Below are 12,158 nucleotides of genomic sequence, written 5' to 3' on the forward strand. Positions count from 1 at the left end.
TCGGCACGGTCTCAGACGACACGGCGGATGTCCTCGCCGCCCATCGGCGCCTCCCAGAACAGTTCCTCCAGGCGGGTGGCGCGGCGGAACGCCTCCATCGCGTCGTCGCGTTCAGCGGCGGTGGCTTCGGTGAGGGCGCGCTCCACGATCGCGATGGCCTGCCCGGTGATGGACTGGAACCCTTCGTCGCCGTAGGCGTGCGCCCAGGTTGCGTAGGGGTGGTCGGCGCCGGATTCCTTCACCACGGCGGCGGTGGCGGCGAGGCGGCGGCCGGCGTCGGCGAAGATCCAGTAGCAGGGAAGCACCGAGGTGGCCGCCACCGGATACGGATCGGTCGCGGCGGAGGCGACCAGGTACGAGCCGTACGCGAACGTGGGCAGGGCCTTCTGGACGTTCGTGAGGTCGAACTGCTGCAGCGTCCGATCGGTGGAGAGCGCCTTGTGCATCTCCTTCTCCTCGGCGATGGCGCCGACCGCGGACTTCGCCCAGAACCGCATCTCCTCGGCGATGGGAGCACGGGCGGCGATCAGCAGCATGGCGCGCTGGTAGTCGTCGAGGTAGTGGGTGTCCTGGCCGATGTAGTACGCGAACTTCTCGGGGTCGAGGGTCCCGTCGGCCAGCTGGGTGAGGAACGGCAGCTGTTCGATGCGGGCGCGGATGTCCGCGGTCTGCTCCCACATGCGGGCCGTGTGCTCCCCGGCGGGCTGCAGATGCTCGGTCGTCTCGGTGGTCACAGGCGATCGCTCCCGACGGTGATGAGGTGGTTGGTGGGACCGTGCCCGGTCTCGGGCTTCTTCGAGATCTCCCAGTCGATGGCGTGCTCGATGGCGGAGGCGAGGAATTCGCGGGCGGAGGCCATGACGGTCAGGTCGTCGCCGTGCTCGGTGGCGGCGAGTCGAGCGAACTGGGCAGCGATGGCACTGGAGAGGGTGCAGCCGGTGCCGTGGGTGTTGCGGGTGTCGAACATGACGCCGCGCAGCAGCTCGGTGCCGTGCTCGTGGACGAACACGTCGACCACTTCGGAGCCGCGCAGGTGGCCGCCCTTGACGAGGACGGTGCGGGCGCCGAGGCCGCGCAGGGCCTCGCCCTGGGTGTGCATCTCCTCCGCGGAGGTCGCCGGGTTCTGCTCCAGCAGGAACGCCGCTTCGGGGATGTTGGGGGTGACCACGTCGGCGAGCGGCAGCAGGCGGGTGGCGAGGACGCGAGCGGCCTCCTCGTCGAGCAGCAAGTCGCCGGAGGTGGCGACCATGACGGGGTCCAGCACGATCGTGCCGAAGTCCTCGCGGCGCGCTTCGATGACGTCGGCGACGGCGCTGGCGACATCGGCGTTGGCGAGCATGCCGATCTTGGTGGAGTCGATGATGACGTCGTCGAGGAGGGTGGTGAGCTGCTCCTTGACGAAGTCGGCGGGCGGGATGTGGACGCCGGTGACGCCGTCGGTGTTCTGGGCGGTGAGCGCGGTGATCACCGCGGTGCCGTACACGCCGAGGGCGGAGAAGGTCTTGAGGTCGGCTTGGATGCCGGCACCGCCGGAGGGGTCGCTGCCGGCGATGGTGAGGGCGATGGGCGGGCGCATAGGTGTCACTCCAGGGGTTGGTTCATCACGAATTCACGGCGGACGAAGGTGGCGGCGAGGGCGGGGTCGTCGGACCCGGCGATGGCGGAGACCACGCAGGCGCCGTCCACCCCGGTGGCGGCGACGTCGGCGGCGGTGCGGGCGGTGACCCCGCCGATCGCGACGGCCTTCAGCCCGGCCTCGTGGGCGCGGGCCGCGAGCGCGGCGAGGCCGTCGGTGCCGAGCGGAACGTCGGCGTCGGTCTTGGTGGGGGTCGCCCAGACGGGGCCGAGGCCCACCACGTCGCAGTGGCCGGCGGCGATCGCCGCCTCCAGGTGCTCGCGGCGGGAGCAGGACACGCCGATCATGGCGGCGGGGCCGACGGCCTCACGGACCGCGGCGGGGTCCTCATCGCCCTGGCCGACGTGCACGTTCAGGCCGAGCTCCGCGGCGATGCCGACGCGGTCGTTGACGAACACGTCGATGCGGCGGCCCACCTCCTCGCCCTTCTCACGGGCGGCCGCGGCGACAGCTGCGGCGAGGTCGCGGAAGGCGGCGTCGTCGAGGTGCTTGTCGCGCACCTGGATGACGTGCGCGCCGCCGTCGATGGCGTCGCGCACCTGCTGCACGACCTGGTCGGGGCCGCCGGCGAGGGCGGTGTCGGTGATGAAGTAGAGCGCCCAGTCGGCACTGGCGGCCCGCTCGCGGGAGGGGCGGCGCTGCTCAGAGCTCACTGACGCTCACCTCGTCGATGAGGGCGGCGGCGTCCAGGGAGGAGAGGGCGTCCATCCAGCCGACGGCGAAGGAGCCGGGCTGCTGGTGGGTGCGGCCGGCGATGCGGCCGGCGGCGGAGCTGTGGGCGTGGGCGGCGCCGACGGCCGCCGCCCACAGGCGGGCGCTGGGCCCCTCGCCGGCGACGGAGGCGAGGTAGGCGGCGACGAGGGCGCCGAGCGCGCAGCCGGTGCCGATGACGCGAGGCATCAGGTCGCTGCCGGAGTCGATGGCGAGGGTGCGGACCTCGCCGGTGCTGGCCCCGTCGGCCTCCTCGACCCACACGATGATGTCGCGGGCGCCGGAGACGGCGACCACGGCGCCCGTGCGGCGGGCGAGTTCAGCGGCGGCGGGGATCGCATCCTCACTGGAGTCCACGGAGTCGACACCGCGGCCGCCTTCCCCCATGCCGGCGAGCGCGGCGATCTCGGAGGCGTTGCCGCGGATGGCGGTGGGGCCGAGCTCCAGGAGGTCGGCGGCGAGGCCGGTGCGGACGGGGAGGAAGCCGACGGCGACCGGGTCGAGCACCCAGGGCACGCCGGCGTCGTTCGCGGCGCGGGCGGCGATCGGCATGGACTGCACCTGGTGCGGGGCGATGGTGCCGGTGTTGATGAGGACGCCCCCGGCGACGCCGGCGAACACTCCCGCCTCCTCCGGGTGGTCCACCATGGCGGGAGCGGCTCCGGCAGCGAGCAGCGCGTTCGCGGTGACGGTCTGCACGACCGTGTTGGTGAGGCAGTGGACGAGCGGGGCCGCCTGACGCATCGGGTCGAGGCGGGCTGACAGGTCCTGGGCGGCGAGGTGCTGGCTGGTGGGCATGGCGGTGGGCTGCGGTGCCTTTCACGGGGTGCGGACGCGGTCTCGGGCGCGGCTCGCCCGCGCTCCGTCCACACTACCCGGGGCGGTGCCCGTTGACTGGGTGTTCCGACGGGTGGGTCTGCCCGCCCCGCCGGCCCCGCTGTCATGGCAGAATCAGGACGAACCGATCGTCGATGAGGGGACACCATGAGCTCAACCGCCCGCCCGCAACCGCTGCTGGTCGGCGGTATCGCCTTCGCCATCGCCGCGGTCCTCGTCCTGACCATCGGCGGCCTCATCCTCGGCTTCTCCGGCCGGCCCGACCCGTCGCCGACGGCGTCGCCCACCTCCCCGTCGGCATCGCCGTCTTCGAGCGCTCCCCCGCCGACGACGGGCGAGGTGACCGCCCTGTACTGCTACCTGCGCAACGATTCGAACCCGAAGGTATCGCAGTCCGGCACGCTGTCCAGCCAGGACAGCACCGCAACCGTGCCGAGCGACTGGGGCGGCGCGTTCGATAGGAGTCTGATGCGCCCGCGCGGCCCGTTCATGGGGAGCATCAGCTACCGCGCCGGGTACGGCAAGCACAAGCAGTGGCCGTCGTTCGTGCAGCTCGGGCAGACCGCCTGGCAGCCCGGCATCGACTACCCCGGTGATGAGCAGGCCGCGGAACGCATGGTGGACTGCATGATCGCCTCCTCCCTGCCGCTGGACGACTATGCGCGCGGGCACTCGGTCACGGACCGCGCCACGGAGCCGGTCAGCCTCAACGGGGCCGACGGGTTCCGCTCCACCGCCACCATTGAGCTCACCGACTCCGACACGGGCGATCCGGTGACGCTGACGGTGGTGTCCACGGTGCTGAAGGGATCGAAGAAGAGCTACACGCTGCTGACCGTGGCGAACACGGCGGACAAGGACTCGGTGGCGGCCATGGAGCAGGCGCAGAAGACCTTCACGGCGAAGTGACGCTCACACCACGGCGGATGCGAGGCGGCAGATGTTGTCGATGACCTTGACCGCCCAGGAGCGGGACTCCCATTCCTCGACGGTGAGCTGACGGGAGTTCTGCCGGTACTCGTCCTCCACTGCGCGCAGCTTCGTGAGGAAGCCGTTGTCCCCCACCATCATGGAGGACTCCATCTGCAGCGAGAACGAGCGGATGTCCATGTTGGAGGAGCCGATCACGGCGACCGATTCGTCCACGGACACGTGCTTGGCGTGCAGGATGTACGGCTTGCGGTACATCCAGATCGTCACTCCCGCCTCCAGCAGCGCCGAATAGTAGGAGCGCTGGGCGTGGAACACGAGGAACTGGTCCCCGATCTCGGAGACGAACAGTTCGATCTCGACACCGCGGCGCGCCGCCACGATGAGGGCCTGCAGCATCGTCTCGTCCGGCACGAAGTACGGGGAGACAGCGACGATCTTCCGCTCCGCGTTGTAGAAGAGGTGGTTGAACAGCATCAGGTTGTTCTCGGCGACATAGCCGGGACCGGACGGCACCACCTGGCATTCGTAGGTGCCGCATTCGTCGTCGATCCCGCCGGGGGGCATCAGCTCCGCCTCTGTGATCTGCTCACTGGCTTCGTAGAACCAGTCGGTGGCGAACAGGATGTTGATCTCCGCCACGATCGGTCCGCGGAAGCGCACCATGGTCTCCTGCCATTTGAGGCCGCGCCGGATGTTGCCGCGCTTGTTGTAGTGGCGGGCGATCATGTTCTGCGACCCCATCCAGCCGATGCGGCCGTCCACCACCACGAGCTTGCGGTGGTTGCGCAGGTCGGGGCGCTGCAGGGCGCCGTCGCGGAACGGACGGATCGGCATCATCGAGTAGTTCTCGATATCGTGGTCCCGGAAGAAGCGCTTCATCCTCCGGTAATGGGTGAAGTGAGTGACGGTTCCCCAGAAGTCGTAGAGGGCGCGCACGCGGACGCCGCGGGCACGGGCACGGGCGAGGGCGGCGATGAAGTCCTCGGTGACGTGATCGAGCACCATGATGTAGAAGAGCACGTGCACGGTGTCCTCGGCCCTGTCGATGTCCGCGGTCATGCGGCGGATCGACTCCTCGTAGTCGATCTCGAGGTCGGCGTCGTTGCCGCTGGTGAGGGGGAACGCGCCGAGTTCGCGGTTGAGGTCCACGGCGGACTGCAGCCAGGACGGCTGCTCCGGGTCGATGTGGGCGTCGGGGATGTCCTCGGCGCGTGCGCGGGCGAGGCGATTGAGGATCTTCTGCTTCGCGCGGCGCTTGCGCGGCAGCTGGGCGCGGCCCAGCAGCAGGAAGAGGGGGAAGCCCAGCATGGGGAACACCATGATGGTCATCAGCCAGGCCATGGCGGAGCCGGGGCGTCGGTTGCGCGGAACCACGATCAGCGCGGTGACGCGCAGGGCGGCGTCGATGATCAGCAGGATGACCGGGAGCGCATCGATCAGCCAGGTGACGGCCGGCTTCACGGCGGCGATCAGTTCGTTCACGGCGCGGGGCCTCTCAGCTCATGAGGACAGGGAACGGGGCCCGACGCACTGGCGCGCATCGGACCCCGTCGGCCGGCCTCCAATGGGGGATGGTCAGTCCCTGAGGATCGACAGAAGGCGGAGGATCTCCATGTACATCCACACCACGGTGAGGGCGAGGCCGAGGGCCACGCGCCACGCGATGGAGCGCTCTGCACCGTTGTTGACGGCGATCTGGGCGGCCTCCAGGTCCAGCACCAGGCTGTAGGAGGCGAGCAGCACGGCGAACGCGCCGACCGCGAGCCCGAGCCACGAGAAGTCACCGTAGCGCAGGTTGGTCTGGGTGAAGATGATCAGAGCCAGGTTCACCAGGCTGAAGATCATGTACGCGCCCAACGCCACGAAGAAGATCTTCGTGAGCTTCGGGCTCGAGCGCAGCTTGCCCATGCGGAACAGCACGAGGATGGAGGCGACCACGGCGAGGGTGGCCAGGACCGCCTGGAAGACGATGCCGGGGTAGATCATCTCGAAGGTGGAGCTGATGCCGCCGAGCAGCAGGCCTTCGAACACGGCGTACGCCATGGTGAGCGGGGCGCTGCCGCGGCGCTTGAAGGAGCCCCAGATGCCGAAGATCAGGGAGCCGATGAGGCCGATGATGGTGGCGATGAACAGCAGGCCGCGCACAGCCATCTCGGCATCTTCCCCGGCGACGGCGCCGACGACCGCCGGGATCGCCATCACGACGGCGGCGATCAGCATGATGGTGCCGAGGGTGGCGGTCAGGGCGTTCATGATGTCGCGGTAGCTGACGCGGCCGGTGTCGTGTCCGGTCGCGGCGGGCTGCATGAACATCTGGTTGAGCTGCTCCGGCGAGCCCTGCTGGGGCTGGCCGAAGGCCTGGTTGTACTGGGGCGCGGGGGCGTACTGCCCGCCGCCTTCGCGGAAGGCGGGATCCTTGCCGAACAGGATGTTCTTACCTGCCATGGTGAGGGAATCCAATCTGACGTGGGACGGATGATGGACTGAGTGTATCGAAGGGGGGACGACTCGAGCGTCAGACTACGGTCGGTGCTGCGGCCGGTTTGATGGGCCGCGAGGGGGACACGTCCCCATGCGGCCTCCGTCGGCGGTCGAGGGTGAGGCCGAGCGCGGTGATCGCCCAGCCGAACACGCCGAGCCCCGCCGCCAGGATGATCGGGGCGCGGAAGCCGAACCCGGCCGCCACCACGATGCCGCCCGCGGCGACTCCGAGTGAGTTCGCAATGTTGAACGCACCGTGGTGCAGAGCCGCCCCCAGCGTCACCGACTCCCCCGCGGAATCCATCAGCCACGCCTGCAGGCTCGGGTGGATGCAGGCGTTCAGCCCCATCAGTACCACGATGCCGACTGCGAGCCCGACCGGGAAGGACGCCAGCGGGATCAGCAGGAACAGGGACGCCACGAAGAAGGGGAACACCAGCAGCGGGGAGCGGCGGAACGACCAGTCGGCGAGGTGACCGCCCACGATGTTGCCGATCGTCATGCCGAGGCCCGCGCAGGCGAGGATGAGCGGGACGTGGGCCGGCTGCATGCCCGCGACCGAGGTGGAGATGTCCGCGATGTAGCCGAACACGGCGAACATCGACAGGAAGCCGACGGAGTCGATCACCAGCACCATCCACAGACGCTTGGAGCGGAAGGCGGAGAGCTCATCGCGGATGCTGCGGCCGCGCGGCGGGGCCTGCGGCGGCAGCGCGATCAGCAGCAGCACCACGGTGAGGGCGAAGATGCCCGCGACCAGCTGGTAGGCGGTGCGCCAGCCGAGGGACTGACCGAACGCGGTCAGCAGGGGAACACCAGCGAGGTTCGCCACCGTCAGGCCGGACAGGGCGAGCGCGATGCCCTTGCCCTGGTTGCCGGGTCCCATCACATCGGCGGCGAGCAGGGCCGCGACGCCGAAGAATGCGCCGTGCGGCAGGCCGGCGAGGAAGCGCGCGATGACGGTCAGTTCGAACGTGGGCATGCTCGCGGAGAGCAGGGTGCCGAAGAGCAGGCCGATGCCGAGGCCGATGATGAGCTTCGGCCGGGACATCGTCACGCTGAGCAGGGACAGCACCGGAGCGCCGATCACCACACCGGCGGCGTAGGCGCTGACCGCGATGCCGGCCTTCGCGGTGGCGGCGTCGGGGTTCTGGGCGTAGAAGGGGGCCAGGAGGCTGCGGGCGATGTCCGGCAGCAGGCCCATGGAGATGAACTCACTGGTGCCGATGCCGAACCCGCCGATGGCGATGGCGAACAGCGCGAAGCGGCGTCCGGCGGGGGTGAGGGTCGCGTAGGAGCGCGGCGGCATCGCCGTCACTTCGTGTAGTTGCGCTCGCCGAACACGGCGGAGCCCACGCGGATGATGGTGGCGCCCTCTTCGACGGCCTGCTCGAGATCATGGGTCATGCCCATGGAGAGCTCGCGCACGGCGCCGTCGGCGAGGTCCTCGCGCAGGATCCGCAGGTCCCGCAGGGAACGGCGGACTTCGTCCTCGTCACCGGTGTGGGAGCCGATGGTCATCAGGCCCTCCACGGTGAGGGTGCCGCCATCGCGGCAGCGGTCGATCGCGTCCTTCAGCACGGCGGCATCGGGCGCGAAGCCGGCCTTGGTGTCCTCACCGGAAGTGTTGACCTGCAGCAGGATGCGCTGGGTGACGCCGTCGTTGTCGGCGCGGCGCTCGAGTGCGTCGATGAGGCCGGGGCGATCAACGGAGTGGATGAGGTCGGCGAAGCGGACGACGTCGCGCGCCTTGTTGGTCTGGAGGCGGCCGATGAAGTGGCGGGTGAGGCCGAGGTCCTCGAGGTCGACGTGCTTGGCGATCTCCTGGGCGCGGTTCTCCCCCACACCCACTCGCACGCCGCGCTCGGAGAAGATCTCGACAGCCGCGCGGATCTCATCAGCGGTGCGGGTCTTCGTGGCCAGGACGATGGCGATGTCCTCGGCGCTGCGGCCGGCGCGCTGCGCGGCCTGGGCGATGCGGTCGAGGACCTGATCGATGGAGTCGGCGAGTTCGCTCATGACGGGGCTCTCCTTCACGTGTGACGAGTACCCCCACTGGGGTTCGAACCCAGACTGTGAAGATTTTAAGTCTCCTGCCTCTGCCAGTTGGGCTATGGGGGCCGGCGGCCCCGCCATCCTATGGGCGCCCCGTGCTGTTGTGGAGGTGGGAGCGGCCGCGCGGAGACGCATTCGTCACTGCGCGGACCACCCGGCGGCGCAGCAGAGCGCCGGCGAGCATGTCGGCGATACGCCGGCCATCCCCCTCAGTCGGTACGGACCACGCGGATGCCGAGCACCCGGTCGATGACGGAGCGCTGCAGACCCTCCGGGTCGAACAGCGCGGTGATGGGGATGATCAGCAGCAGCGGCGGCATCACGATCGGCAGCAGGAACCCCAGCGACAGGACGAGCCCGGCGAGGATCAGCAGCGTCGCCGCCGCCACCGGCAGGATCGCGCGGGCGAAGGACAGCACGAGGCCGATCGCGTCCCCGTCGGCCCGCTTCACCACCTGCAGCTTCATGATGCGCTTGCCGGGAGTGCGGCCGGTCCCGGCGTGCAGAACAATGTCGTACAGCGCCCACACGACGGCGGTGAGCAGCAGGACCCCGGCGGACATAACGAGGAAGGCGACGAGCGAGTCCCACCCCGCCCACGGATCGTTCGGGTCCGGCGGGGGCGAATTCTCCGCCTGCACCCACAGGGCCCCGACCATGATCACCACGGCGACTGCGGTCGGCACGAGTCGAAGCGCGATGTCGATGACGCGGGCGAGGAATCGGCGGCCCAGCAGCGCGCGGGATTCAGGGCGGGTGGTCGCCGCCCACCGAGTCGGCAGTCCCACGGCGGGAGGCGCCTCAGCCACCGGGGTCCCGCGCGGTACCACCACGGTGCCGGCGAGGATGTCCCCGAGCTGCCGGCGGGACCGGGCAGCGACACCGAGGCCGGCCAGAGCGGCCGCGAGCGCGGGCCCCAGCAGCAGCGCCGGCGCCACGAACAGCAGGAACGGTGAGGGCCGCACAGCGTAGTAGAGGATCAGGGCGGCGAGGATCATCGCCCAACTCACCACGGCGAACAGAACCATCGGCGCTTCGCGCAGCACTGAGCGCCACCAGGGGCAGCGGGAACCGTCGGCTGCACGGACCTCGAGGCGGGCGATGCGCTTGCCAGCGGTGGTGCCGGTCAGCGCGGTGAGGATCGGCAGGATGACCACTGCGAACAGGGCGGTCAGGGGCGCACCGAGGACCACCCCAGCCAGGACAAGATCCACCCAGGTGCGGGGCCCGGAACTCGGGTCGTCCATCGCCGGCCCAGGTGCGATCAGCACCAGCCCCAGCAGCAGTGCCGCACCGACACCGATCACGGCGAGGATCGCGGTATCGATAGCGCGGGCGGCGGCGCGCGGCAGCGGACCGGCGGCGGCGCCGGGTTGGTCGGTGTGGGTGGGGCTCGGGTTCATGGCCTCAGCAGACCACACTGCGGCACGGAAGGGAATGGCCGCTGGGGGTGGAGGAGTGCCCTGTTCCGTATCCTGGCCGCATGCTGCCCACTCTCGCCGATGCCCTGCGGTCCTTCACCGACGATGACCTGCTCGAACTGTTCACCTCCCGCGATGACCTGACGGCGCAGCTGCCGCAGTCCCTGTCCCAGTTGGCGGCGCGCTCCTCCACGAAGGTGAGCGTGCGGCGCGCCCTGGACGGCCTGCACCGCCCGGCCCTGCAGCTGCTGCAGACCCTCGCTGTTCTTCCGCCACCGGTCACACTGGAGGCCGCGGCGCGGGCGCTGGGCTGTACGGCCGGCGAGGTGGGGCCGGTGATGGAGGGACTGCGGGTGCGTGCGCTCGTCATCAAGGGGGCCAACGGGTTCCGCCCCATCCGCACGGTCCTGGAACTCCTGCCGGAGAAGTCCGGTCTGGCACCCGGCGTGGTGCAGGCAGCCCAGCGGGGGCAGCGGATCGTGGCGGACTTCTGTCCGCAGCCGCCTCCCCTGCCGGACGCGACCGCTGAGCGCTTCCCCGGAGGCCGCGCGGCGCAGGCGGCGCAGCACGCCCTGGAGATGACCTCGCTGGTGGCAGGAATCGCCCGATGGGACGGCCTGCCGGGCGTGCTGCGCCGCGGTGGCGTCGCGCAGCGGGACCACCGACGGTTCGCCGCTGACGCCGGCGCAGCGCCCGAGGTGTGGTCCACCGCCATGCATGCGGCATGGTCGCTGGGACTCCTCGCGCACGACGGCGAGGACTGGCAGGCAACCGCGGAGCTCGCCGCGCACCTCGAGGCGGACGACGCCGACCAGTGGGCGCTCCTGGTGGACGCGTGGCTCTCGAGTTCACACATCCCGTCCCTCGCGGGCGAACCGGTGGACCCCTCCCCCACCGGGTCCGGTTCCCGGGCGGGCGGGCCGCGGGCGGCGCTGTCGGATGAGACGCGCCGCGCCGGTGCCCGCGAGCGCAGGCGCCTGCTTCTGCAGCACATTGCGGCCCAGGCGCGCGAGCGGGACGTGCGCGCATCGACGGACGCGGTCATGCACCTCGCCGCCTGGCTGTTCCCGCTCGTGCCGGCGCCGGGCGTGCAGCAGGAAGCGCGGTTCGCCCTCGCGGAAGCCGAGGCGTGGGGTCTGCTCGCCGACGGTGTGCCGACGGCGCTGCTCGAGTCGGTCCTCTCGGGAGAGCGGGCCGCGGAGGCGCTGCGGGCCCTGCTGCCGCCGCAGGTGGATCAGGTGATCCTCGACTCCGATATGACGATCACCGTGCCGGGCCGTCCCACGGCCGCGGTCCAGCGCCTGCTGGAGTGGGCGGAGAGCGACGGTCGCGGGCCCGCCGCCACGGGCCGCTTCACGCCGTCGTCCATCGCCGCCGCTCTGCGCACCGGCACCAGTGCCGACCACATGCTCCACGCGCTGCGCGACCGCGCGATCACCCCGGTGCCGCAGGCCCTGGAGTTCCTCATCACCGACGAAGCCCGAAAAGTGGGCCGCATCGAGGTGCGCTCCGCCCAGTCCGTCCTCACCGGTGAGGAGGCGCACCTGGACCGTCTGTTCGCCTCCGATGAGGCATCCATGCTGGGGCTCGTGCGCCTCGCGCCGACTGCTGCCCTCGCGACCGTTCGCCCCGCTCTCGCGGCGGATCTGGCGCGCCGCGCCGGCATGGTCGCCACCGGTGACACGGACGCGTCCGCTCCGCACCCGCGCAGTGCGCGCCGCGCCTCAGCACCGGCGGCGGGCCGTCCCGCTGTCCCCGCGGCCATGCTGATCAGCGCCGGGGAGGGGACTCAGGGGCCGACGGATCCCTCCCTGCGGCTGGAGCCCGCGGAGGCGGTGCGGCGGATCCGGGCCGCGGAGGAGAACCCGTCGGCCTCCCGCCACGGGGTGTCCGACCGCATCCGGGCGGCGATCGCCGACGGGGGCGAGCTGCGGCTCGGCATCGTCGACGGCCGCGGCGGCATCGTCGAGAAGCGGGCCCGTCCGCTGTCCCTGAACGCGGGCCGCCTGACAGCACGCGACGCGGCGGACGGAACGGAGTTCACCGTCCTCGTCCACCGCGTCACACTCGGCTGACCGGGCGGG

11 protein-coding genes and 1 tRNA gene are annotated in these 12,158 nt (G+C 70.8%); 2 read left to right on the forward strand and 10 right to left on the reverse strand.

Going from position 1 to position 12,158, the window contains the following annotated elements:
- Nucleotides 1-11: 11 nt before the first annotated feature.
- Genes R3I40_RS08465 through thiM form a run of 4 tightly spaced genes read right to left on the reverse strand, consistent with a single transcriptional unit; the run spans nucleotide 12 to nucleotide 3,145 of the window.
- Nucleotides 12-734: a TenA family protein gene (locus tag R3I40_RS08465; RefSeq protein ID WP_285261758.1), complete on the reverse strand. Its 723-nt coding sequence runs from the start codon at nucleotides 732-734 to the stop codon at nucleotides 12-14.
- Nucleotides 731-1,576 (reverse strand): bifunctional hydroxymethylpyrimidine kinase/phosphomethylpyrimidine kinase, encoded by an 846-nt coding sequence (thiD, locus tag R3I40_RS08470; protein WP_285261757.1) that lies wholly within the window; start codon nucleotides 1,574-1,576, stop codon nucleotides 731-733. The genes R3I40_RS08465 and thiD overlap by 4 nt, the downstream gene beginning before the upstream one ends.
- A gap of 5 nt (nucleotides 1,577-1,581) precedes the next feature.
- Entirely contained in the window at nucleotides 1,582-2,289 is a 708-nt protein-coding gene (gene thiE / locus R3I40_RS08475) for a thiamine phosphate synthase (protein WP_285261756.1), read from the reverse strand.
- Entirely contained in the window at nucleotides 2,279-3,145 is an 867-nt protein-coding gene (gene thiM, locus R3I40_RS08480; protein WP_285261755.1) for a hydroxyethylthiazole kinase, read from the reverse strand. Before thiM ends, thiE begins: the two co-directional genes overlap by 11 nt.
- A gap of 186 nt (nucleotides 3,146-3,331) precedes the next feature.
- On the opposite strand from thiM, the gene R3I40_RS08485 reads away from it, so the two are divergent.
- Nucleotides 3,332-4,093, forward strand: a complete 762-nt coding sequence (locus R3I40_RS08485; RefSeq protein WP_183377093.1) for a hypothetical protein — start codon at nucleotides 3,332-3,334, stop codon at nucleotides 4,091-4,093.
- Between the two features lie 3 nt (nucleotides 4,094-4,096).
- On the opposite strand, the gene cls is transcribed toward R3I40_RS08485, so the two are convergent.
- The 6 genes from cls to R3I40_RS08515 all read right to left on the reverse strand — a co-directional run bounded on the left by cls (nucleotide 4,097) and on the right by R3I40_RS08515 (nucleotide 10,056).
- Nucleotides 4,097-5,599, reverse strand: a complete 1,503-nt coding sequence (cls, locus tag R3I40_RS08490) for a cardiolipin synthase (RefSeq protein ID WP_239373824.1) — start codon at nucleotides 5,597-5,599, stop codon at nucleotides 4,097-4,099.
- 93 nt (nucleotides 5,600-5,692) lie between these two features.
- On the reverse strand, nucleotides 5,693-6,562 hold the full coding sequence (locus tag R3I40_RS08495) for a Bax inhibitor-1/YccA family protein (RefSeq protein ID WP_183377092.1): 870 nt from the start codon (nucleotides 6,560-6,562) through the stop codon (nucleotides 5,693-5,695).
- A 70-nt stretch (nucleotides 6,563-6,632) separates the two neighbouring features.
- A complete protein-coding gene (locus R3I40_RS08500; RefSeq protein ID WP_285261754.1) occupies nucleotides 6,633-7,907 on the reverse strand; it encodes an MFS transporter in 1,275 nt (424 codons plus the stop codon).
- A gap of 5 nt (nucleotides 7,908-7,912) precedes the next feature.
- Entirely contained in the window at nucleotides 7,913-8,617 is a 705-nt protein-coding gene (locus R3I40_RS08505; RefSeq protein ID WP_285261753.1) for a YggS family pyridoxal phosphate-dependent enzyme, read from the reverse strand.
- A 28-nt stretch (nucleotides 8,618-8,645) separates the two neighbouring features.
- A tRNA-Leu gene (locus tag R3I40_RS08510) sits at nucleotides 8,646-8,719 on the reverse strand.
- Between the two features lie 143 nt (nucleotides 8,720-8,862).
- Complete coding sequence (locus R3I40_RS08515; protein WP_183377089.1) at nucleotides 8,863-10,056, reverse strand: RDD family protein; 1,194 nt, start codon at nucleotides 10,054-10,056, stop codon at nucleotides 8,863-8,865.
- A gap of 80 nt (nucleotides 10,057-10,136) precedes the next feature.
- Here R3I40_RS08515 and R3I40_RS08520 point away from each other — a divergent pair, with 80 nt between their 5' ends.
- Nucleotides 10,137-12,149: a helicase-associated domain-containing protein gene (locus R3I40_RS08520; RefSeq protein ID WP_285261752.1), complete on the forward strand. Its 2,013-nt coding sequence runs from the start codon at nucleotides 10,137-10,139 to the stop codon at nucleotides 12,147-12,149.
- Nucleotides 12,150-12,158: the final 9 nt, after the last annotated feature.

The organism is Helcobacillus massiliensis, from assembly GCF_033106145.1.
GTDB lineage: Bacteria > Actinomycetota > Actinomycetes > Actinomycetales > Dermabacteraceae > Helcobacillus > Helcobacillus massiliensis.